The sequence below is a fragment of the Pseudomonas sp. URMO17WK12:I11 genome (genome assembly GCF_007677725.1).
Lineage (GTDB): Bacteria > Pseudomonadota > Gammaproteobacteria > Pseudomonadales > Pseudomonadaceae > Aquipseudomonas.
Map to the genome: position 1 here is coordinate 390,272 of NZ_VEDF01000003.1, position 18,957 is coordinate 409,228.

The window sequence follows — 18,957 nt, forward strand, 5'->3', positions numbered from 1 at the left end:
CGCTTGTGCAAGGTCGATGCCCCCAGTACCATTACCGCTCTCTTTTTCCGGCAGGAGCAGTTACATGATTGCGGGCAGTATGGTGGCGTTGGTCACACCCATGGATGCACAAGGGCGTCTTGATTGGGCAAGCCTCGACAAACTTGTAGACTTCCACCTGGAAAACGGCACCCACGCGATCGTCGCTGTTGGCACCACCGGTGAGTCGGCCACGCTGGATGTCGAAGAACACATCCTGGTCATCAAGCACGTGGTCGAGCGTGTCAAGCACAGCAAGAAGCCGATCCCGGTCATCGCCGGCACCGGCGCCAACTCCACTGCCGAAGCCGTGCACCTGACGCAAAACGCCAAGAACGCCGGTGCCGATGCCTGCCTGCTGGTCGTCCCGTACTACAACAAGCCGACCCAGGAAGGCCTGTACCAGCACTTCAAGCACATTGCCGAAGCCGTCGACATTCCGCAGATCCTCTATAACGTGCCGGGCCGCACCTCGTGCGACATGCAGGCCGAGACCGTGATCCGTCTGTCGACCGTGAAGAACATCATCGGTATCAAGGAAGCCACCGGCGACCTGGTCCGTGCCAAGGCCATCCTGGACGGCGTCGACCCAGACTTCATCGTCATGTCCGGCGACGACCCGACCGCCGTCGAGCTGATCCTCATGGGCGGCAAGGGGAATATTTCCGTCACCGCCAACGTCGCCCCGCGCGAAATGGCCGATCTGTGCGAGGCCGCCCTTGCGGGCAATGCCGAGAAGGCCCGCGCGATCAACGACAAACTCATGCCGCTGCACAAAGACCTGTTCTGCGAAGCCAACCCGATCCCAGTGAAATGGGCGCTGGTGGAAATGGGCCTGATGCACAGAGGGATTCGCCTGCCGCTCACCTGGTTGAGCGAAGGGTGCCACGATAAAGTCCGTACTGCCTTGCGCCAGTCCGGCGTACTGGTTTAAGAGGAAGTACACCGCATGAAGCGACTGGCTGGTCTTTCCGCACTCGCCCTGATTATCTCCAGCACCAGTGGGTGTGGCTGGCTGTGGGGCGAAGATGGCTATTTCCGTGACCGCGGCAGCGATTACCTGCAAGCTCACCCGACTGCGCCCATGCAACTGCCGGCCGATGCCAGCAGCGCCAAGCGCCTTGACCCATTGCTGCCGATTCCACGCAACGTCGCCGACGACAGCGCCACCGGCGAGTTCGAAGTGCCGCGCCCGCAGCCGCTGGCGGCCGGCGTCCAGGCCAGCGACTACAGCCTGCAGCGCAGCGGCAACAGCCGCTGGGTCATGGCTCAGCACGCACCGGCCGAAGTCTGGCCGGTAGCGCGTCAGTTCTTCGAGGACAACGGCTTCCGGATCGCCGAAGAGCGTCCGCAGACCGGCGAATTCAACACCACCTGGCAGCGTTTCGATGAGCTCTCGGCCTCGCTGGGCCAGCGCCTGGCGAGCACCGCCAGCAGCGGCGATAGCGAAGTGCGCGTGCGTGTACGCATCGAGCCAGGCGTGCAGCGCAACACCTCCGAGGTGTACATCGTCAGCGTCGAGCGCCCGGCCGGCAGCAGCGCCGACACGGCGTTCCCGGCATCGTCGGTGAACAGCGGTGCCGATGCCCTGCTGGTCGACGAAATGCTCGCCAGCATGAACCGCAGCGCCGAGAAAGGCGGTTCGGTATCGCTGCTGGCCGCGCGCGACTTCGATGCGCCAAGCCGCGTCAGCCTGAGCGAAGACGGCAGCGGTAACCCGGTGCTGTTCCTTGGCGCCGACCTGGACCGCGCCTGGTCTGGCGTAGGCCGTGCCCTGGAGCAGGGTGGCGAGTGGCGCGTCGAAGACATCAACCGCAGCCTTGGCCTTTACTACATCAACCTGTCGGAAAAGCCTGAAGACAAGCACAACGAGCCCGGCTTCTTCGGCCGCATGTTCGGCAGCGAACCGACCAAGGAAGAACGCGAAGCGCGTGCCGAGCGTTACCAGGTGCGCCTGAGCAAGGTCGGCGAGAGCGTGCAGGTCACCGTCGAGAAGAACATCAACACTGTGGCCCCGGCCGATGTCGCCCGCCGCGTGCTGAGCGCCATTCAGGACAACCTGGGTTAAGTGCGTTTCGCAGTACTCGGAAGCGGGAGCCAGGGAAATGGCACGCTGATCGCCAGTGGTGACACTTTCATCCTGGTCGACTGCGGCTTTTCCCTGCGTGAAACCGAACGGCGCCTGGCGCTGCTCGGGGTTTCAGCAGCACAGCTGAGCGCGGTGCTGGTCACCCATGAACATGCCGATCACGTGCATGGGGTGGGGTTGCTGTCACGGCGCTACAATGTACCGGTCTACCTCAGCCAAGGGACCTTGCGCGGCATGCGCAAGCCGGTTGAGGCGGCCGGTTTTCTCGCTTGTGGCGAGCGTTTGCAGCTCGGCAATCTGCAAGTATGCGCCGCGCGTGTCGAGCACGATGCCTTCGAGCCGCTGCAGTACGTGTTCAGCGACGGCCAGCGGCGCTTCGGCATGCTCACCGACCTGGGCTCGTACGATGCGTTGCTGCTGGAGCGCTACCAGGGCCTGGACGCACTGCTGATCGAGGCCAATCACTGCCGTGACCTGCTGGCCCGCGGTCACTACCCGGCCTTCTTGAAACAGCGCGTGGGCGGCATGCGCGGGCATTTGAACAACCACCAGGCCGCGCGCCTGGTGCAAGAGTTGGGCTGGAACAACCTGCAGCACCTGGTGCTGGCCCACCTCAGCAGCAAGAACAACCTGCCACACGTGGCCCGCCAGTGCTTCGTCGACACCCTTGGGTGCGACCCGGACTGGCTCCAGGTGGCGAATCAGGAACACGGGCTCGACTGGCGCGAAATCGCCTAGCCCAACACCTCAAGCAAGCGGAGCCCAATCATGGAAAAACGCGACGAACTCTACCGCGGCAAGGCCAAATCGGTTTACCAGACCGACGACGCCGACCGCTTGATCCTGCTGTTCCGTAACGACACTTCGGCGTTCGACGGCAAGCGCATCGAACAGCTCGACCGCAAAGGCATGGTCAACAACAAGTTCAACGCCTTCATCATGCAGAAGCTCGAGGAAGCCGGCGTGCCGACCCAGTTCGACAAGCTGCTGGGCGACAACGAGTGCCTGGTCAAGAAGCTCGACATGATCCCGGTCGAGTGCGTCGTGCGCAACTACGCCGCTGGCAGCCTGGTCAAGCGTTTGGGCGTGGAGGAGGGCATCAAGCTGGAGCCGTCCACCTTCGAGCTGTTCCTGAAGAACGACGAGAAGGGCGACCCCTTCATCAACGAATCCCACGTTGTCGCGTTCGGCTGGGGCACCGCCGAGCAGCTGGTCGAAATGAAGAAGCTGTCGCTGAAAGTCAACGAAGTGCTGAGCAAGCTGTTCGACGACGCCGGCCTGCTGCTGGTCGACTTCAAGCTGGAATTCGGCGTGTTCCACGGCCAGATCGTCCTGGGCGATGAATTCAGCCCGGACGGCTGCCGCCTGTGGGACAAGGAAACCCGCAAGAAGATGGACAAGGACCGCTTCCGTCAGGGTCTGGGCGACGTGATCGAAGCCTACGAAGAAGTTGCCAAGCGCCTGGGCGTGCCGCTGTAAGCTGCACGCGCACGCAAGCGCCTGATACCACGCGAGTTTTTTTGAAAAAAGATTTGCCTTTCAGGAAAACGCTGGTATGATGCGCGGCATTGGAGAGATGCCGGAGTGGTCGAACGGGACGGATTCGAAATCCGTTGTACTGGCAACAGTACCTAGGGTTCAAATCCCTATCTCTCCGCCATATTAAAGGCCCCGAGCGCTGTATAGCCCTCGGGGCTTTTTTCGTTTGGGGGAATTTTGGGGGAATGGGGGAGCGTGTAATTCCCCCATGCGTTCGCTATCATTCCGCCATGGCCTACTACGAAAAGCGCGGTGATGCCTGGCGTGCCCAGATCCGCCGCAAAGGATATCCAACCCTTTCCGCCACCTTTGACACCAAGGCAGAAGCCCAGCGATGGGCTGCCGAGATTGAGGGTGACATGTCCCGTGCGCGCTTCGTCGACATGCGCGAGGCCGAAAGCACCACCTTGGCTGAAGCCCTGGATCGTTACCTGTCGGAGGTGACATCCACAAAGAAGGGCGCCAAGCAGGAAGGGGTCCGCATCAAGAAGTGGAAAGAGCACAAGCTGGCCGGCAAGGGTTTGGCTGCCATTCGCTCGAGCGACATGGCCGCCTACCGCGATGCTGAGCTTAAGGAAGGGAAGTCGACGGCGACAGTGCGCCTGAACCTGGCGGTGATCAGCCACCTCTACACGGTGGCCACCAAGGAATGGGGAATCGAGGGGCTGACCAACCCGTGCCGAGCGATCCGCATGCCTAAGGGCAGCAAGGAGAGAGATCGCCGGCCAACACCGGCGGAGCTAACCGGACTGTACAAGGCGGCCGCTCAGATGAATGCCCAGCTTCCGGTATTCATTGAATTGGCGGTGGAGACAGCGATGCGACGGTCTGAGCTGCTGATGCTGCGCCGCGACCAGGTGCGCGGCAAAGTGGCTTATCTGGAGGACACTAAGAACGGCGAGAGGCGGGCTGTGCCGCTGTCCTCCCGGGCGATTGCCCTGCTGGAGGGCCTGCCCACGCCGATCGGTGGCGGACGGTACTTCAGCTTGGCACTCAATACGATCAGCAACTACTTTCCGCGGGCCTGTGTGGCCGCAGGGATTGAAGGTCTACGCCTTCACGACCTGCGCCATGAGGCGACTAGTCGTTTCTTCGAGCGCGGCTTCACCATGATGGAGGTCGCGAGTATCACGGGTCACAAGACCCTGGCGATGCTCAAGCGCTACACCCACCTCAGCCCGCAGCACCTCGCCGAAAAGCTCGGCTAGATTACAAAAGCTAGCTGAAACGTAATCTCACGCGACAAACGGATTGGCTTTTGATGGCACATGGCCTAGATTCCACTTTAAGTGGAACGGATCCATGTGTAGAATCCGCAAACTTTTCGTCGCGGTCGGCGAATGGATTCGTGTGCTAGGGTGAGTATGGATTTCGAGATCGTTACTGAAATTTCAGCAGAGTCGGTTGGCCCAATAATTGCGGCATTGAACGATGCTGATGACGCTAGTACGGTTCGAATCATCCTGAAGACCAACAACGGTGGGGACGTTGGCGCTGCGTTTGCTCTGATCATTGCTATCCAGAACTCCAAGGCTTCTGTGGAGATTCACATGGAACGGCACATCATGAGCGCGGCGGCCTTCATCTGGGTCTACTTTGCAACGAGAAAGCGGCCTGGCAACGTGATCGCGCTCCGACCGAACGAGCCAGCAGTTTTGATGTATCACAGGCCAAGGCAGCCCTGTGACTCTTCGCCAGACCATTACCTGTTCCGGGATGATTTGGCTGAGGACCATCCGCTACGTGAGCAGATGGCAGTAGGCGTGCAGACCTTTGACGCCGTGTTTGATGAACTTTTACAGGCGTTAGGGTACTCAGAAGAGATGGAATACCTGACGCATCAAGGCGCGCAGTATAGGCACAACCTCAGTCATATGAGGGCTGCCTACTACCAAAATCGGGATTGCATCCTGACTTTCTAAAGGGAATGGCTATGACTACCGTGGCTTTGCACAACCTAGACTTGAGCAAAATCAAACGTTCAACCCCGTCAGACGAGCTAACTGCTTTCATGCAGGAGTACATTCGTCTGGACGATCGAATGCGCGCTCAGTGCCAGCGCGAAGGTAAGCCAGTCCCTCATGTGACTGCTGATCAGAAACGATAAGCAGCATGATGTGAAAAAGCCCCGCTACTCGGGGCTTTTTCATGCCACCTGACTCACTCGAGGCGGCTCCTTTCTCTTCCGTCCTGGTTTCGGCCTTTGGTGCTCTCCATCCCGAAATTCGCGCAAGAATTTGCGCACGTCCTCTTTCAGCCAGCAGTGCCGGTTGCCCATCTTGAAGCTCTTGGGCAGCCATGGCACGCCGCGGCGAATCCCTTCCCTGATCGACGCCTCGGTCCGGCCAAGAAGCTTGGCCAGGCCCTCAACTGTCAGCACCTCGGTTTCTTCGCTCATTCCTTCCTCCCGGCCTGACGCGTCAGGTTCTCGTCATCATGCTGATCTGTCGCGTCAGCATTCTTCAGTTCAACAATCACCGACTCGATTCCAGCTGCGTAGCTGCCAGGCCGCCCCGTAGCCGCTCCGATCAACCGGTCGATCACCAGGTCAAGAGGTGCCGCCCTGAGGGAGGCGACCATGTCTATAGCCCAGTCACGCCCTTGCAGAAACATGTACCGATTGATCGGCCCTGTGATGACGAGCGATTCGATGGCCGGCTTTGGTGGTTCAACATCGGCTGGAGCCACTCGAGCAGCGGCGCGCGACTGCACTGAGTTGCATCTGCCTAGGGCTCTACGAAGCGCCATGGTTGCGATAATGTTCACGACAAAACCCCCGTGGCCTTCGCCGCCGCAGTAGCGATGAAGAACGACACCATGAAACAGGAGGCAGCGAGCGTCGGGTGGCCGCTGTAGATCAGCGCGTACAATTGGAAGCAGCTGCTGACAAGGCTCAGCCAGAAGTACTGCATGATCCGCTGGGCTGCCTCGCCACTAACCAAGCCGCCGAGCACGCCCGCCCAGGCCATGACGTTGAAAGCAATCACGACGTAGAACGCGAATCGGTGGAGCTGAGCCCCGCCGAACAACAGCGACAGGCTGATGATTGCACTGATGGCTGTGGAGATCAGGGTCTGGATCACGGACGACCTCCCGCCAGCGCCGCCAGCTCAGCCACCAGGGCCTCGGTGCGTCCGTAGAACTTCCCGGCGTCCTCGTTCACGAAGCGCTCGAGCACAGTGGCCACCGCCACCTCATTGGCCAGGCCGCGAAGATTATCCTCGGTGGTCGGCGTGTCGGTCGATGGCGCGTGCACGTATGCGTCCTGGCTGATCAGCAGCGTGCGCACCGGGCGAATGCCCTTCGACTTGGTCGCCCAGTTAGTGGTCGGGGTGCACCAGGGCAGCATGTGGAGACACCAAGAGCTGCCCGATGCATTCTGCGTGCTGCCCCAGTAGTCGGCGTAGGTGAACGCCTGAGCCGGACCGCCCGACCGCAGGTTGTCCCAGTAGCGCCCCCAGTCGGGCAGTTGCAGCAAGTTGGCGCGCATGACCTGCAGCTGCTCAATGCTAGGCAGGTGCCAGCCGCGCTGGCCACGGATTGTCATGGCCAGCACCTTGCGAGCGATGGCACTGCCAGCCTCAGCCATGGCGAGTGTGTTTGCGTAGCCGTCATGGAAGGACGCTGCGCCACGAACGGTCACGCGCGGCCCTGGCTGATCCCACCATTGGGCGATGGTTTCGAACTCCCGGCCTGCATCTATCACCGCGTGCTCGGCGCCGTCGAAGAAGATCCGACCGGCGTAGAATCCGCCGCCCAGGGGCTGGCCCACGGCGGGGAGGGCTGCGGGGTTGATCGAGCGGCGCTTGTTCATGACAGCCTCCGGAAGTGGTCGGCCAGCACTCGGCGCCCGTCCAGGCCGCACGCGGCGGACAGAGCGGCGACCTGGCCGAAGGTGGTTTCGCGATGCTGGAGGGCATCCCACAGTTGCAACAGCAGGGATGCGCGGCTCACGGCTGCTGCTCCTGCTGCTCCTGCTGGGCCTGCATTTGATTCGCCAGCACAAGGGCGCCGAGCAGCACCTGCTGGCGCTGCTGCAGGCCCAGGTATTCCCGGATCGCCTTCACGATCAGCGAGTTCATGGAGCGATCGTCCGCTTCCGCAGCCTTGGCCACCTCGTCGCGCATCCCATCAGGGAGGCGCACGACGAATTTGTCAGCCGTGCGCGAGCCGTATTCAAAGGCCATTGGACACCTCCAATGGGTTGGCTGCCATGCTCTGCACCACCGGCTGCTCCAAGGCTTCTAGGCGCAGCTCCTCATCCAGCGCGCGATCAAGGTCGCCGCCGCCAATGACCGTATCTCCTTGGGTGGCCAGCACGATGCTGCTTGGATCGTCAATGCACACTCGGTCGCGCAGCACGCGGTACCGGCGTGCGTCAGCTACCAGCTTGACGTGATCATCGATGTTGAACGCTGGCGCCTCCTGCGCCGTGCCGTCCTCGATCCGGCGCCGGTGGATCTCCTCGCGATCAACGACCACGCCGGCCGGAGCCGCGATGCCGAGGCGAACCTGGTGGCCATTTACGGCTGATACCGTCACGCGGATGTTGCCGGCGATGACGATTGCCTTTCCGACGTTGCGTGTGAGCATGAGCATGTGAATCTCCTTATTACAGGCAAGCCGGGGGCCTGCCGCGATTGATGGCTTTCGCAAAAAACTGCTTTGGTCAAATCAGGCGGAAGGCTTCACGCCACCGCCAGGGCGCACTCGGCGCGCCGGTAGATCCGAGATGAGGCGATGCTGCGCTCGCCTGGGCGGCGAACACGGGTGAATTCTTCGGTGGTACTGGTAACGGAGTTGCCTACCAAAATCGCGCACAGAGCAACCACTGCTGGCTGAATCATTCCGCGCTTGAACGCTTCCGCAACCATCGCGGCGCGGCGGTGCACTCCGAGCTTTGTAGTCAGGGCTAGGAGGCGCTTGTCGATCGACCCGGCCGATATTCCCAGTTGCTTGGCGGCTTCCTTGGAGGTCTGGCCAGATGCGATTGCCATTAGGCATTCCAGCTCGCGGGGTGCTGCCCCACGGCCTAGGAAGCCGACAAATCCGTTTGCGGTGATCGTCTCGGCGTGCATCTTGCTACTCCATGCTGGTCGCTATGGAGTGAAAATTACAGCCTAAAATTTCCAATTGCAAACGAAATTTGTAAATCGCGGCAAAGTTAAGGCCGCTCAAGCGGCCTCAGGCGGTGCGGTTAGGCGAACATTCCCCACCAGAAGACATGCCCGATGATAGTGATTTGCTCGTCCTGCAGCTGCTGGAACGAATAGTCCTCATCAGGAAAATCATCGCGATTGAAGCTACGCATGCGCAGGCCGCTTGGCAGGCGAAATAGCTGTTTGATGCGCAATTGACCGTTGTGGCTGACGGCATACATTTCGCCATCAACAACATCGGTGAGCTGGTTTTTACCAACGTTCACGCCAACCGTCGCGCCGTCCCGCAGGACGGGCGACATGCTATTTCCGGTGACTGAAACACACTTTGCATTGGAGAACTGGACGCCATTGTCGCGCAGATCTTGCTTTGAAAAACGGAGTCTTGAGGTAGGGCCTTCCTCGATTGCGAAGCGACCAGAGCCCGCAGACAGCTCGACCTCGCGCAGATATGGGACGTATACCTCGTCATCATCCAGAGGCGTAGATTCATCCCAGATCCTGATGCGCGAAAGATGCTCGCCGATCGGTTTATCGAGTGTGATTCCTGCATCTGCAACAAACTCAGCAGCTGTTTTCACGCTCATCATGCCACTCGCCGCGAGGAGCACCTGGGGCCTGATGCAAAGAACGTTCGCGATTTCATTGTACTTCGAAGGACGGGGGAAAGATCTCCCGGACTCCCAGGCTTGGACCGACTGAGGGGTAATACCTAGACGCCGAGCAAGCTCAGACTGGTTGATTCCAAGACGCTCTCGGGCTTCAGCGATAGCTTGTGCGATGGTGGGTGTATTCATTTCCATAGGTTACAAGCGTCCGCTGTAGTTGGCATTGCAAATATCGTTTGTAATTGAAGGCGCGCGGCTGTAGTCTCGGCAGCAATGCCCTAAGTTCGCTGAGATCTCTCAATGACTATCGAAGCTATCGCCAGTGCTGTAAGGGCGCTCGGCAGCCAGACCAAACTGGCCAAAAAGCTCGGCTGCACACCTCAGAACGTTCAGCGCATGTGCTCTACCGGGCATGTCCCCGCCAAGCACGTGCTTCGCATTGAGGCTGAGTCAGGTGTTTCTCGGTGTCTGCTCCGACCTGACCTGTATCCAGACCCTGCCCCAACCTTGAACGAAAGGTTACCTGTCGACTGCCAATGCGAGCAGTCCCATGAATGTGCTGTTAATCCATCCAGTATTTCGAGGACTGCAGCATGAGCGCAGGTACCGCCCCGTTTTTGCTGTCTGGCTGACTTTCTCCAGGCAACAAAAAACCCGCTGCCAGGCGGGTTCTTTAACCGACCTCTGCCAGGAGGTCTTGCAACATCACCTTGTCTTAGGAGGATGCGCTATGTCGCACCCGGAAAATACCACCGCGCCATCATCAGCGCAACAGGTAACCCTTAACCAAATGGAGTTTGGCGACCCTCAGCTCTTAGGAACCCGACTTTTTTCCATCCAGGAAGGAGTCGATCTGCTCGATGGGCTTCGATACGCGGCCGATATAGGCGAAGGCGTCCATCAGCTGGCTAATCGTTTAGCAGCTTCTATCAATGAGGGCGACCTGGCCTATCTGGCTGAGGTGCGCGCGCTGGCGCTTCTCGCAGAGATCTCGTCAACGCTTGCCCGCGCCAGCCAGTATGCAATGCAGCGTGCGGGAGAGCGGCCATGAGCACCACTCCCATGACGCTTACCCATGAGTTCAATAATCAAGGACTGCATTCGGTATTCGAGGCTGTCGGCGGGATTCCAATCCATGAATCTCTCGACGCGGCGACTGATCGTCTGGAGGCGGTGCTTGCCGGGCTGCGCGACCTGATGACCGAGCCGTCCGTTTCCAATCAAGTCACCTTGATCTATTTCGCCGCTGATGCAGCGCTTGCGCTGTGCTACGCCGCCCACGCCGGCGTCGCGCCCGAGCAGGGAGGTGCCGCATGAGCTTGGATCAGATGGAAACCGTTGCCCAAGACGCGACGTTCCAGGTTCAGTGCGCCATGTGCCAGATCGACTGGCTGCGCAGTGTCCTGCACGTGCTCGAGGATCGACTGAAGACCGCCGGCGATCAGCATGGGTCGAATCTTGCCAACCTTGCGATCTACAACGCCGATGATTGGCACAACGCTCTGAACGGCGAGCGCGAGAGCCTGGAGAAGCGCATCGACTCGGCAGCCGCCGCGCCACAAAAAACCATCACTGCAAAACGTGGCGCGCCCTTGGTTGATGGTCCGTCCTCCGCCATTGGCGAGCGCCTTGTGCTGGCTCGAACTGAAGCCGGGCTCACTCAGGCCAAGTTGGCGAAGATGGTTGGAATGGAGCAAGCGTCAATCTCGATGCTCGAGACTGGCGAGACTCAGCGCACCACCTATCTCGCCGAACTAGCCCGAGCTTGTGGGGTGAGCGCGGACTGGCTGGCCTTCGGCCCGGAGGTGTCGGCATGAACCTGGTAATCATCAAGGACAGCGATGCCGTCACGCCGACCACTGCCATCGCTGCAGGGACCGAGAACGAGCACGCCAGCGTTATCGCTCTTGTGCGCAAGTATCACGACGATCTGTGCGAGTTCGGAAGGGTGCGATTCGAGGTAGACCCCTTCGAAACAGCAGGCGGTGTGCAGTCGCGTGAGATCGCTCTGCTGACCGAGCCCCAAGCCACGCTGCTACTCACCTACATGCGAAACACCGAGATCGTGCGGGCCTTCAAGAAAAAGTTGGTTCGGGAATTTTGGGAGCTGGTTCAGCAGCGCAGCCGCGCCAGCTCATCCATGCCCGAGAACTACATCGAGGCACTGGAACACCTGCTGGCTTCGAAGCGCTCCGAGCAGATGGCGCTTGAGCAGCGTGACCACGCAATCGCCACGAAGGCCGAGATCGGCAGCCGGCGGGAAGCCACGGCCATGGCCACCGCATCCGCCGCGGTCCGCAAGGTCATGCACCTGGAGAACGAGCTGGGCCGCGGCTGTGAGCACGCAACCGTCACGGCAGTAGAGAGAGCCGCCCACCGGAGCTTCGGCAGCCAGGGCTTTCGCCCGCTGAAGAACTGGTGCGACAGCCACGGTGTGGCCGCCCCGAAAGTCCAAGACCCGCGATTCGGCTGGGTTCGCTCCTGGCCCGCTGGCGCCTGGGCAGCCGTTTACCAAATTGACCTGGCCGAGCTGTTCGGCACTCCGGGAGAAACCGCATGAGCACCATCAAACTCGAAATTGCCGAAAAGATCGCAAGCATCGCGAACAAGCCCAACCTCTCTCGCAAAACGATGCTGATCCTTACTCAGCGAGTGGTGCGCAACGGTTTGGCCAAGCTGCAGCAGATTCGCGATGAACGCCGCGTCTTCCGTCGCGAGGCGGCAAAGCTCAAGGCGTACCCAGTGGCGCAGCACCAGGCAGACATCCTCCTGGCGAAATCCAAGAGCCATCGCGAAGATGACCACAAGACCACCAAGCAGGGTTTGATCGGTCTGGGTTACCACCTGATCAAGGACACCGACAACAGTTACGGCGCCATTGGCTTCGACTGCTTGTGCGACCTGCTAAGTATCAACCCGGTACATCGTCCAGCAATCCAGAACGACGAGCGAGGTCTTGCCGGGCTCATCTACGTCGCAAGACTGGAAAACAGTGCCAGCCCACAGTCCGAGGGTTGGGGTGAGGGAGGGCCACTCTTCGAGGCCTGCTTCATGGCCATGGTGGATTGGATCAAGACGGCCCCTGAAAGTGATCTGCCCAACCTGTTCGGGCCTGATTCACCGTTCGCTGGCGCTCAGAGCGTTCCAGTAAAGCCAGGGGAGACTCTGCAATGACCCCGACCACAACCCACGCCCAGGCGCTCCAGCAGCGCGCTGGTGCTTTGATTATTCCCAGCGGGTGGCCAAGCTGCGATTTGTTCAAGCTGTTCCCGGAGGCTGCTCGCTGGCAGTTCTACGAGTGGGCGAAACAGCAGCGAACGTTCCTTGAGCAGCATGGCTGGGTGTTCGAGGAGTCGTATGACCAGTACGTGCGCCGTGTTTGTGAGGAGTTGCAGCTGTGAGCATCCAATCCATGACCTGGGCGCTCGAGCAGCGCGTGGTCACCGATCCGACGTGTCGGCACGTGCTTCTGTGCCTGGCCAACTACGCCGACAAGAACGGGCGCGGGGCGTTTCCCTCAGCTTCAAGCTTGTCAGATGACACCGGTCTTTCCGAGCGAACCATCCGCTACAAGCTTGATGCCTTGGAGGCCGCTGGAGTTATCCGGCGAGGGAACCAGGCGATAGCTGCTGCCTACATTGATCGCTATGACCGACGCCCGGTCGTTTACGACATGGTCGAAAATCGGGGTGCACCAGCTGCACCCCGCGAGGATGAGGATGCCGAACGGGGTGCAAATGAAGACGGCACGGGGTGCAGCTCACAACAGAACGGGGTGCAAATGAAGACAGAACGGGGTGCACCAGCTGCACCCAATCCGTCATCTATCCGTCAGTTATCCGTCAATAAACCAAAGAAGCGTGCAGGCAAGCCTGCTGGTGAAAAGTCAGGCAAGTTCGATCCATTGCTTGCGAAGCCTGCGAACGTGTCGACAGACACATGGGCTGACTGGTGCCAACACCGCAAGGAGATCCGCAAGCCGCTAACTGCCACCAGCTGCAAGCAGCAGGCCGAAGATCTGGCCAACCATCCAAATCCAGACGCTGTGATCAAGTTGTCGATCGGCAAGGGCTGGACGGGACTGTTTCCTGATAGCGCCCTCGGATCCGTCGCCGGCACGAAAGGCGGCGCCAGCGCAGTCCTCCAAGTACCTGCCCACCACCAGGAGATGTACCCTGATGACTTCATCTAAATTCAGACCGAGCCCCGTCGAGCGGGCTGCTGGCATGACCAAGTGCGAGACGCCTGGGCACGGGCAGTACGAGGCGAAGGAGGTCGAGCAATTCGACGGTGGGTGGCAGCTTACTGGGTGCCCTCGCTGCCGCTGGGAGGCGTTGAATCTCCAGTGCGAAGCAAGCGTGCGAGACGCTGCGTACGCTGCCAAGGAGGGCGACGAGCTGAATCGTGATCTGTTCGCCACCGGCATCACGCCGCGCTTCCGTGGTTGCACGTTCGACAGCTTCATCACCAACGCCAACTCGGACAAAGTCCGCGCCCAGTCGATTTGCCGGCGCTATGCAGATGAGTTCGAAGGGCACTACCGGGCTGGCCGCGCACTGATGCTGCTGGGCGAGGTTGGGAACGGTAAAACTCACCTGGCCTGCGCCATCTTGCAGCACGTTGTTCGGGAGTATGGCGCCAAGGGCCTGATTGTCACTGCCGAGGCAATCATGCAGGCCGTGACGGACAGCTTCCGCAGCAACGTCGGGCCGTCGAAGTCAGACCTGCTGGCTGAGTTGGCCGCTGTCGACTTGCTGGTGATCGACGAGGTCGGCATGCACACGCCCCGCCCAGGAAAGGACTTCATGCCGAGCCTGCTGCACGAGGTGATCGACCGGCGCTACCAGCTTGTTCGCCCAACGGTCCTGATCAGCAACCAGGACCGTGAGCAGCTACCGGCCTACATCGGACCGCGAGCGATGGACCGCCTGCGCGAGAACGGCGGCCTACTGGCGCCCTTCACCTGGTCGTCGGCGCGCGTCGGAGGGGTAGCATGATCAGCCCAGATTACGCGGCTTGTACACGGGATGTGTCACGGTTGCACAGCCCTGAGTCAGAACACGCGCTGATCGGGGCCATGATCCACCAGCCAGCGCTCATTGACGACGTGAAGCTTGAGATCGGTGATTTCTACCAGTCCGACTGTGCCGAGCTGTTTGAGCTGCTGCTTGCGCTCAAGGCGAAGGGGCGGCAGATCGACGTGGTAACCCTGTCAGATGCCAGGCCGACCTTGGCAGACGGCCGTGGCACGCTGGCGGTGGCTGCTCACATCGCTCACAACACACCGAGCGCGGCAAACTTCGCGGAGTACGCCCGGATCGTGAAGCAGCGGTCGGTGGCCCGCCGGGTGATCGCCGCTGCGCACATCATGTCGGAGCGCCTGAAAGATGGCGACTCGCTGGACGAAGTGCTGGCGCAGGGGCAGCAGGCCTGGATCGCCCTTGAGGCGGAAGGTCTGGATGCCCGCAAGCGGTACCGCTTCGTGAAAGAGATCCTGCCCGAGGCAATCGACGGGATTGATCGCCGGTTCAACCGTGAAGTGGTGCTGGGCTTCGACACCGGCCTGCCATCGCTCGACAAGTTTATTCCCGGCATCTGCGCCGGGCACATGGTGGTTATTGCCGGCGCCCCAGGCAGCGGCAAAACCACCTTGGGCCTGGGCATCGCTGAGCGAGTGGCGCTGGTGGCCAAGTCCACGTCGCTGGTGTTCAGCCTTGAGATGACAGATGTGGAGCTGACAAACCGGTCGCTGGCCTCGGTGGGTAGCGTGCAGCTGAAGCACATCACCGAAGGTCATTCGATGGCCGACAACGATTGGCCAGGCCTGACGGCGGCTGTGAGCAAGCTCGATGGCGCGCCGCTGATCTTCTGCGATGACGCCTCGTTGACGATGCGCGATATCCGTCAGATCTGCCGCACGGTCAAGCGCGAGCACGGCCTTGGCTCTGTCACGCTGGACTACATCGGTCTGGTCAACGGCGAGAGCAAGTCGGCCAGTAGGTACGAGCAGGTCACCGACATCAGCAAATCGATCAAGCGGCTGGCCAAGGAGCTGGGAGTGCCCGTGATGGTGCTGGCGCAGTTGAACCGGGGCCCAAGCAACCGCGCCAACAAGCGCCCCACGAAGAGCGACCTTCGCGACTCAGGCCAGATCGAAGCCGACGCCGACGTGGTGGTGCTGGTCCACCGAGACAGCGAGTCCGAAGAGGGGCAATCGGGCGTCACCGAGCTGATCGTGGACAAAAACCGCCACGGCGAAACCGGCATCTGCCGTGTGCAGCACCAGGGCGCCTATCACAGGTTCGCCGAACTGGTCGGGTACCAGCCAAGCAACGAAGAAGTCGAAATGGGCAGGACATTTGCCGGCCGTCACCGCACCAAAGGAACCCAGTATGAAGCTATCTGATCTGTGGCCACGCGCTGGCGCTGGCAAATCTGCAACCCCAGTCGTCTCAGTAACCGTCACCAAACGTGCTGGCGCTGAGCAGCCCATTGCCAGTGGCAAGATCCCTGGGCCGGACACCGGCCCACGCGGGCCAATTGAGCTGCCCGCCACCCTGGCCCAGTGCGAGGTGCTTGAGGAGACGTTATGTCGTGACGCCATCCGCCTGGAGTGCCAGATCGGCCAGGCCAAGGGCAGGGCGGTATCCGAAGGCAAGTACGCCGATCCCGACTGGTACCACCGCGCCAAGGCGGCGCTGAAACACATCAACCGGGACCGTCAGCGGCTGATGGTCCACATGAAGGCCCTCCGGACCGAGGCCCGATTGAAGGATCAGCAGGTTGAGGATCGGCTGATTCTCGACGTGATCAAGGAAGCCCTGCCGGCTGAACAGTTCATGGGCTACGTGCGCATTGCAGCAGCCCGCAAGGCATCAGAGGTGCTGCGATGAACCCGCTCAAATTGATCGCCAGGATGCTTTCGCCCGTGCACGAACCCGCTGGATATCAACCAGTCATGCCGGATGACCTAACCATTCTTCCGCCGGGAGTTGAGGTGGTGGCCGTGGTCAAGCGCCATCCCGAGGCCGAGCGGATTGCTACATCGATCCGGGATTACCCAGGTGACTGGAGCTGGCGCATGAAGGGGTGCGAGCTCGAGCACACACCTACCGGCTTTGTCATGTGGGTGGCGAACGAGGATTACGGCCTGGCAGAGGTATCTAGCGGCCACAGAACGAAGTTCAAGCCCGAGGAGCAGGCGATTATCTGGCCTGCCGTGGATGCCTGGCTGGCAGCGCACAAGGTCGGCTTCACGGGCCGTCTGCCCAAGGTGAAGATCTGGCGCTACGCCGGGAGTTGGCGCTGCATGTCCCAGCAGCACCCGTGGGCTGGCGCTGGTGATACCCCGGAAGCCGCTTATCGGTCCTGGGCCAGGGCTGTATCGGTGGAGGCGCGCACCGACCAGCGCCCTGGTGAAATTCTGCACGTATGGAGTGCCACACGATGAGCAAAGTAGTTGCGGCACTGCCGCGCAAAAGCCTTGAGAGCCACGAACGCCTGTTCTTGAAGATCGCAGGCCAGGGCCTGGCCGAAGAGAAAGTAGGGGGCGCCCATGCAATGGCAGCGCTGCTGGATATCGTCGCCAGCTGGCACGCCACGCGGGTGGACATTAAGTTTGAGGATTACTGCCGGCGCTGGGTGGCTGAGGGGAACGCAAAGCACAAGAGCGCCGACAAGCTGCTGCGGAACCTGCTAGGCATGGACGACAACCCGCCACCACGACGCATCCGGAGGGCTGCATGACGGTTTATCGAGACGCCGAACATGGCGTAGTCCGGGCTATGACGCTCGACGCAATATCGCTGCACAAGGGCCAGGCCTGGCAGGGCAAGTATCAACCTCCGGGTTCACAGCCAGGGAAAAGCGACAACCCGTGTCCCTTGGATCGATTCGACCAGCTGACACAGGACGCGATGACCCGCTCATTGCTGCACAGGGTGCTTTCGCCTCTGCACTGGAACATGCTCGAGGCCTTCTACAAGGTCGACAGCAGCAAGTCCTTGCAGCAGGAGAGGGCGCTTGCCATCCAGTATGTGGCCAGGTCGGCACCCGGCAAGGCGCACTGGCTGTTCCGGCAAAAGTGCGTCACAGCCTGGGCGGTTACAAACTTGCCCGACGGATTCATGTTGCTTCACACCTGGGACAATCTCGATTCTCCCACGCCTGAGAAAACCCTGTACCGGTGGAGGTCAGATATCAGGCGCTGGCTCAAGCTGGAGCTGGACCGAGCGTTTGCTTCAGCGGCGGTTGTTCTCGGCGAAGCGGGGCTCCTTGCAGAAGCCGCTTGACAGGGTGAGAAAATGAGAATCTAATTCACCACATTGCGGTTCTGCGTCTTCTGGATGAGAACCCCCAAAGCCCTGGCCATCACAGCCGGGGCTTTTTGCGTTTTAGGGATGGCCTGGGCGGTTCCAATCTCTTGACTTTCTGCTATTTTTCAGGATCCGACCTACAAGGACAGGTATCTGCCGATGCAACGCGACTGGAAATATGTGAGGTTCGTTCTGGAAAAAGTGGCAGAGAGCCCAAGGCCCTTCAGCACCCTTAACCTCTCCGACCTGATAGCCCTTGCGAACCAGGAGTTCGGTGACATCGAGCAGACCGGCTTCCAGATCCAAGCAACCGTGCTGCAGCTGTGGTACGCCGAGCACCTAGAGTTGGTTGAAGCGGCACTTAGTCCTGAGGGCCTCAGGAAAGGTGTTCTCAAGCGTCTCACATGGTCTGGGTACGACCTTCTTGAAGCTAGACGGAATCTGGACTCAGGATGGAGCGGGTCCTGAGATAGTCGCCTACTGAAACCCTAAAGCCCCGGAATTCCCCCGGGGCTTATCTTTTCTACCGCCCCAGCTTTTCCATTGCTGCATCGGCCAGGAACGATGACCGGCTCTTCACGTTGTGATCGCGCACGTACCGGTCGATCTGCTGGATCACGAAGCCGGGCAGGGTGACGTTGACCTTCTCGGTCTTGCCCAGGTACGGCGTAATGTCGATCTCAAGCATGCCCCAGCCCATATCGGCGAAGTCCGGGTTGTTCCGGTGCGCCGCCGCGCTGGTCGGCATTGGGATGGCCTGGCCGTTGCCCGCGATCTCCTCGAGCATGATGTGGGCGACCTCCACCGCAGCGGCATAGGCCTCTTCGAAGGTGTCGCCAGCAGTCACGGCGCCAGGAATGTCGGGGATCTGAATGCCGATGGCGGTGTTGTCGTCGCCCCATTCGATGCAGATTGGATATTTCATGGTTGTCTCCTCGGGGTGCAAAGGGTGAAGCCGGGTTATTTCAACCCGGCTCGTTCCTTGATGCTCTTTACCGTGCCGATCGGTAGGTCTTTCTTGGGGTGGGGCACTGGTATCGAGTTAGGGTTGTTGGGGTGTTTGAAGATGTGGTGGCTTCCGGTGACACGTTTGAGAACCCACCCAGCGGCTTCAAGCTCCTTGATCAACTGCCTACTTTGCACCTCCGTCTCCTTGTGTGGTTGATGTGGTAATTATACCTCTAGGCGTATAAATAGCAAAGAGAAAGATGCGCCTAGAGATATGAATA

32 protein-coding genes and 1 tRNA gene are annotated in these 18,957 nt (G+C 60.4%); 22 read left to right on the top strand and 11 right to left on the bottom strand.

Translation table 11 applies throughout. From position 1 onward, the window contains the following. Positions 1 to 64: 64 nt before the first annotated feature. The 7 genes from dapA (at position 65) to FS665_RS08115 (ending at position 5,568) form a co-directional block, all read left to right on the top strand. Positions 65 to 952, top strand: coding sequence for a 4-hydroxy-tetrahydrodipicolinate synthase (gene dapA / locus FS665_RS08085; protein WP_145186002.1), 888 nt, complete (start codon positions 65 to 67; stop codon positions 950 to 952). A 15-nt stretch (positions 953 to 967) separates the two neighbouring features. Continuing rightward, positions 968 to 2,086, top strand: a complete 1,119-nt coding sequence (gene bamC / locus FS665_RS08090) for an outer membrane protein assembly factor BamC (protein ID WP_145186005.1) — start codon at positions 968 to 970, stop codon at positions 2,084 to 2,086. Beyond that, on the top strand, positions 2,087 to 2,845 hold the full coding sequence (locus FS665_RS08095; protein ID WP_145186008.1) for an MBL fold metallo-hydrolase: 759 nt from the start codon (positions 2,087 to 2,089) through the stop codon (positions 2,843 to 2,845). A gap of 30 nt (positions 2,846 to 2,875) precedes the next feature. Then, complete coding sequence (purC, locus tag FS665_RS08100; protein WP_016392503.1) at positions 2,876 to 3,586, top strand: phosphoribosylaminoimidazolesuccinocarboxamide synthase; 711 nt, start codon at positions 2,876 to 2,878, stop codon at positions 3,584 to 3,586. 91 nt (positions 3,587 to 3,677) lie between these two features. Beyond that, positions 3,678 to 3,767, top strand: a tRNA-Ser gene (locus FS665_RS08105). Between the two features lie 109 nt (positions 3,768 to 3,876). Then, the gene (locus FS665_RS08110; RefSeq protein ID WP_145186011.1) at positions 3,877 to 4,854 is read left to right on the top strand and encodes a site-specific integrase; all 978 of its coding nucleotides are present in this window, start codon (positions 3,877 to 3,879) and stop codon (positions 4,852 to 4,854) included. Between the two features lie 156 nt (positions 4,855 to 5,010). After that, positions 5,011 to 5,568, top strand: coding sequence for a hypothetical protein (locus FS665_RS08115; RefSeq protein WP_145186015.1), 558 nt, complete (start codon positions 5,011 to 5,013; stop codon positions 5,566 to 5,568). A gap of 224 nt (positions 5,569 to 5,792) precedes the next feature. Here FS665_RS08115 and FS665_RS08120 read toward each other — a convergent pair whose 3' ends face one another. The 9 genes from FS665_RS08120 to FS665_RS08155 form a co-directional block, all read right to left on the bottom strand. After that, positions 5,793 to 6,044 (bottom strand): AlpA family transcriptional regulator, encoded by a 252-nt coding sequence (locus FS665_RS08120; protein WP_145186018.1) that lies wholly within the window; start codon positions 6,042 to 6,044, stop codon positions 5,793 to 5,795. Continuing rightward, on the bottom strand, positions 6,041 to 6,358 hold the full coding sequence (locus tag FS665_RS08125) for a hypothetical protein (RefSeq protein WP_256675062.1): 318 nt from the start codon (positions 6,356 to 6,358) through the stop codon (positions 6,041 to 6,043). The genes FS665_RS08120 and FS665_RS08125 overlap by 4 nt, the downstream gene beginning before the upstream one ends. Before the next feature lie 50 nt (positions 6,359 to 6,408). Further along, entirely contained in the window at positions 6,409 to 6,729 is a 321-nt protein-coding gene (locus FS665_RS08130) for a hypothetical protein (protein WP_145186022.1), read from the bottom strand. Then, positions 6,726 to 7,460, bottom strand: a complete 735-nt coding sequence (locus FS665_RS08135; RefSeq protein WP_145186025.1) for a hypothetical protein — start codon at positions 7,458 to 7,460, stop codon at positions 6,726 to 6,728. Before FS665_RS08135 ends, FS665_RS08130 begins: the two co-directional genes overlap by 4 nt. Beyond that, positions 7,457 to 7,600 (bottom strand): hypothetical protein, encoded by a 144-nt coding sequence (locus tag FS665_RS23370; RefSeq protein ID WP_177333715.1) that lies wholly within the window; start codon positions 7,598 to 7,600, stop codon positions 7,457 to 7,459. The genes FS665_RS08135 and FS665_RS23370 overlap by 4 nt, the downstream gene beginning before the upstream one ends. Then, the gene (locus tag FS665_RS08140) at positions 7,597 to 7,833 is read right to left on the bottom strand and encodes an Arc family DNA-binding protein (protein WP_145186027.1); all 237 of its coding nucleotides are present in this window, start codon (positions 7,831 to 7,833) and stop codon (positions 7,597 to 7,599) included. Before FS665_RS08140 ends, FS665_RS23370 begins: the two co-directional genes overlap by 4 nt. Further along, complete coding sequence (locus tag FS665_RS23895) at positions 7,823 to 8,245, bottom strand: carbon storage regulator (RefSeq protein ID WP_145186029.1); 423 nt, start codon at positions 8,243 to 8,245, stop codon at positions 7,823 to 7,825. The genes FS665_RS08140 and FS665_RS23895 overlap by 11 nt, the downstream gene beginning before the upstream one ends. A gap of 89 nt (positions 8,246 to 8,334) precedes the next feature. Continuing rightward, the gene (locus tag FS665_RS08150; protein ID WP_145186031.1) at positions 8,335 to 8,724 is read right to left on the bottom strand and encodes a helix-turn-helix transcriptional regulator; all 390 of its coding nucleotides are present in this window, start codon (positions 8,722 to 8,724) and stop codon (positions 8,335 to 8,337) included. Positions 8,725 to 8,843: 119 nt separating this feature from the next. Then, positions 8,844 to 9,602 (bottom strand): helix-turn-helix transcriptional regulator, encoded by a 759-nt coding sequence (locus tag FS665_RS08155; protein ID WP_145186416.1) that lies wholly within the window; start codon positions 9,600 to 9,602, stop codon positions 8,844 to 8,846. Between the two features lie 111 nt (positions 9,603 to 9,713). Here FS665_RS08155 and FS665_RS08160 point away from each other — a divergent pair, with 111 nt between their 5' ends. The 15 genes from FS665_RS08160 (at position 9,714) to FS665_RS08235 (ending at position 18,196) form a co-directional block, all read left to right on the top strand. After that, positions 9,714 to 10,010: a YdaS family helix-turn-helix protein gene (locus FS665_RS08160; protein WP_145186033.1), complete on the top strand. Its 297-nt coding sequence runs from the start codon at positions 9,714 to 9,716 to the stop codon at positions 10,008 to 10,010. Further along, a complete protein-coding gene (locus tag FS665_RS23375) occupies positions 9,964 to 10,464 on the top strand; it encodes a hypothetical protein (protein ID WP_178108301.1) in 501 nt (166 codons plus the stop codon). Before FS665_RS08160 ends, FS665_RS23375 begins: the two co-directional genes overlap by 47 nt. Then, positions 10,461 to 10,730, top strand: coding sequence for a hypothetical protein (locus FS665_RS08170; RefSeq protein ID WP_145186038.1), 270 nt, complete (start codon positions 10,461 to 10,463; stop codon positions 10,728 to 10,730). Before FS665_RS23375 ends, FS665_RS08170 begins: the two co-directional genes overlap by 4 nt. Further along, complete coding sequence (locus FS665_RS08175; protein WP_256675063.1) at positions 10,727 to 11,230, top strand: helix-turn-helix domain-containing protein; 504 nt, start codon at positions 10,727 to 10,729, stop codon at positions 11,228 to 11,230. Before FS665_RS08170 ends, FS665_RS08175 begins: the two co-directional genes overlap by 4 nt. Next, complete coding sequence (locus FS665_RS23655) at positions 11,227 to 11,973, top strand: Rha family transcriptional regulator (RefSeq protein WP_256675064.1); 747 nt, start codon at positions 11,227 to 11,229, stop codon at positions 11,971 to 11,973. The genes FS665_RS08175 and FS665_RS23655 overlap by 4 nt, the downstream gene beginning before the upstream one ends. Continuing rightward, complete coding sequence (locus tag FS665_RS08190) at positions 11,970 to 12,587, top strand: hypothetical protein (RefSeq protein WP_145186041.1); 618 nt, start codon at positions 11,970 to 11,972, stop codon at positions 12,585 to 12,587. Before FS665_RS23655 ends, FS665_RS08190 begins: the two co-directional genes overlap by 4 nt. Then, a complete protein-coding gene (locus FS665_RS08195; RefSeq protein WP_145186044.1) occupies positions 12,584 to 12,814 on the top strand; it encodes a hypothetical protein in 231 nt (76 codons plus the stop codon). The genes FS665_RS08190 and FS665_RS08195 overlap by 4 nt, the downstream gene beginning before the upstream one ends. After that, the gene (locus tag FS665_RS08200) at positions 12,811 to 13,605 is read left to right on the top strand and encodes a helix-turn-helix domain-containing protein (protein ID WP_145186047.1); all 795 of its coding nucleotides are present in this window, start codon (positions 12,811 to 12,813) and stop codon (positions 13,603 to 13,605) included. Before FS665_RS08195 ends, FS665_RS08200 begins: the two co-directional genes overlap by 4 nt. After that, a complete protein-coding gene (locus tag FS665_RS08205) occupies positions 13,592 to 14,410 on the top strand; it encodes an ATP-binding protein (protein ID WP_145186050.1) in 819 nt (272 codons plus the stop codon). Before FS665_RS08200 ends, FS665_RS08205 begins: the two co-directional genes overlap by 14 nt. Then, entirely contained in the window at positions 14,407 to 15,819 is a 1,413-nt protein-coding gene (locus FS665_RS08210) for a DnaB-like helicase C-terminal domain-containing protein (protein ID WP_145186053.1), read from the top strand. Before FS665_RS08205 ends, FS665_RS08210 begins: the two co-directional genes overlap by 4 nt. Further along, positions 15,806 to 16,306, top strand: coding sequence for a hypothetical protein (locus FS665_RS08215; RefSeq protein WP_145186056.1), 501 nt, complete (start codon positions 15,806 to 15,808; stop codon positions 16,304 to 16,306). Before FS665_RS08210 ends, FS665_RS08215 begins: the two co-directional genes overlap by 14 nt. Further along, positions 16,303 to 16,863, top strand: coding sequence for a hypothetical protein (locus FS665_RS08220; protein WP_178108306.1), 561 nt, complete (start codon positions 16,303 to 16,305; stop codon positions 16,861 to 16,863). The genes FS665_RS08215 and FS665_RS08220 overlap by 4 nt, the downstream gene beginning before the upstream one ends. Then, on the top strand, positions 16,860 to 17,159 hold the full coding sequence (locus FS665_RS08225; RefSeq protein ID WP_145186059.1) for a hypothetical protein: 300 nt from the start codon (positions 16,860 to 16,862) through the stop codon (positions 17,157 to 17,159). The genes FS665_RS08220 and FS665_RS08225 overlap by 4 nt, the downstream gene beginning before the upstream one ends. After that, a complete protein-coding gene (locus FS665_RS08230) occupies positions 17,156 to 17,704 on the top strand; it encodes a hypothetical protein (protein ID WP_145186062.1) in 549 nt (182 codons plus the stop codon). The genes FS665_RS08225 and FS665_RS08230 overlap by 4 nt, the downstream gene beginning before the upstream one ends. A 183-nt stretch (positions 17,705 to 17,887) precedes the next feature. Further along, on the top strand, positions 17,888 to 18,196 hold the full coding sequence (locus tag FS665_RS08235; protein ID WP_145186065.1) for a hypothetical protein: 309 nt from the start codon (positions 17,888 to 17,890) through the stop codon (positions 18,194 to 18,196). A gap of 55 nt (positions 18,197 to 18,251) precedes the next feature. Here FS665_RS08235 and FS665_RS08240 read toward each other — a convergent pair whose 3' ends face one another. Together FS665_RS08240 and FS665_RS08245 are read right to left on the bottom strand one after the other, a co-directional pair. Beyond that, on the bottom strand, positions 18,252 to 18,653 hold the full coding sequence (locus tag FS665_RS08240; RefSeq protein ID WP_145186068.1) for a type II toxin-antitoxin system HicB family antitoxin: 402 nt from the start codon (positions 18,651 to 18,653) through the stop codon (positions 18,252 to 18,254). 35 nt (positions 18,654 to 18,688) lie between these two features. Beyond that, positions 18,689 to 18,871, bottom strand: a complete 183-nt coding sequence (locus FS665_RS08245; RefSeq protein ID WP_016715573.1) for a type II toxin-antitoxin system HicA family toxin — start codon at positions 18,869 to 18,871, stop codon at positions 18,689 to 18,691. Positions 18,872 to 18,957: the final 86 nt, after the last annotated feature.

Coding starts and splice junctions, on each gene's coding strand:
- dapA (WP_145186002.1), top strand. CDS start 65: ATGATTGCGGGCAGTATGGTGGCGTTGGTCACACCCATGGATGCACAA.
- bamC (WP_145186005.1), top strand. CDS start 968: ATGAAGCGACTGGCTGGTCTTTCCGCACTCGCCCTGATTATCTCCAGC.
- purC (WP_016392503.1), top strand. CDS start 2,876: ATGGAAAAACGCGACGAACTCTACCGCGGCAAGGCCAAATCGGTTTAC.
- FS665_RS08110 (WP_145186011.1), top strand. CDS start 3,877: ATGGCCTACTACGAAAAGCGCGGTGATGCCTGGCGTGCCCAGATCCGC.
- FS665_RS08115 (WP_145186015.1), top strand. CDS start 5,011: ATGGATTTCGAGATCGTTACTGAAATTTCAGCAGAGTCGGTTGGCCCA.
- FS665_RS08120 (WP_145186018.1), bottom strand. CDS start 6,044: ATGAGCGAAGAAACCGAGGTGCTGACAGTTGAGGGCCTGGCCAAGCTT.
- FS665_RS08135 (WP_145186025.1), bottom strand. CDS start 7,460: ATGAACAAGCGCCGCTCGATCAACCCCGCAGCCCTCCCCGCCGTGGGC.
- FS665_RS08140 (WP_145186027.1), bottom strand. CDS start 7,833: ATGGCCTTTGAATACGGCTCGCGCACGGCTGACAAATTCGTCGTGCGC.
- FS665_RS23895 (WP_145186029.1), bottom strand. CDS start 8,245: ATGCTCATGCTCACACGCAACGTCGGAAAGGCAATCGTCATCGCCGGC.
- FS665_RS08150 (WP_145186031.1), bottom strand. CDS start 8,724: ATGCACGCCGAGACGATCACCGCAAACGGATTTGTCGGCTTCCTAGGC.
- FS665_RS08155 (WP_145186416.1), bottom strand. CDS start 9,602: ATGAATACACCCACCATCGCACAAGCTATCGCTGAAGCCCGAGAGCGT.
- FS665_RS08160 (WP_145186033.1), top strand. CDS start 9,714: ATGACTATCGAAGCTATCGCCAGTGCTGTAAGGGCGCTCGGCAGCCAG.
- FS665_RS23375 (WP_178108301.1), top strand. CDS start 9,964: ATGAATGTGCTGTTAATCCATCCAGTATTTCGAGGACTGCAGCATGAG.
- FS665_RS08170 (WP_145186038.1), top strand. CDS start 10,461: ATGAGCACCACTCCCATGACGCTTACCCATGAGTTCAATAATCAAGGA.
- FS665_RS08175 (WP_256675063.1), top strand. CDS start 10,727: ATGAGCTTGGATCAGATGGAAACCGTTGCCCAAGACGCGACGTTCCAG.
- FS665_RS23655 (WP_256675064.1), top strand. CDS start 11,227: ATGAACCTGGTAATCATCAAGGACAGCGATGCCGTCACGCCGACCACT.
- FS665_RS08190 (WP_145186041.1), top strand. CDS start 11,970: ATGAGCACCATCAAACTCGAAATTGCCGAAAAGATCGCAAGCATCGCG.
- FS665_RS08195 (WP_145186044.1), top strand. CDS start 12,584: ATGACCCCGACCACAACCCACGCCCAGGCGCTCCAGCAGCGCGCTGGT.
- FS665_RS08205 (WP_145186050.1), top strand. CDS start 13,592: ATGACTTCATCTAAATTCAGACCGAGCCCCGTCGAGCGGGCTGCTGGC.
- FS665_RS08210 (WP_145186053.1), top strand. CDS start 14,407: ATGATCAGCCCAGATTACGCGGCTTGTACACGGGATGTGTCACGGTTG.
- FS665_RS08215 (WP_145186056.1), top strand. CDS start 15,806: ATGAAGCTATCTGATCTGTGGCCACGCGCTGGCGCTGGCAAATCTGCA.
- FS665_RS08220 (WP_178108306.1), top strand. CDS start 16,303: ATGAACCCGCTCAAATTGATCGCCAGGATGCTTTCGCCCGTGCACGAA.
- FS665_RS08225 (WP_145186059.1), top strand. CDS start 16,860: ATGAGCAAAGTAGTTGCGGCACTGCCGCGCAAAAGCCTTGAGAGCCAC.
- FS665_RS08230 (WP_145186062.1), top strand. CDS start 17,156: ATGACGGTTTATCGAGACGCCGAACATGGCGTAGTCCGGGCTATGACG.
- FS665_RS08235 (WP_145186065.1), top strand. CDS start 17,888: ATGCAACGCGACTGGAAATATGTGAGGTTCGTTCTGGAAAAAGTGGCA.
- FS665_RS08240 (WP_145186068.1), bottom strand. CDS start 18,653: ATGAAATATCCAATCTGCATCGAATGGGGCGACGACAACACCGCCATC.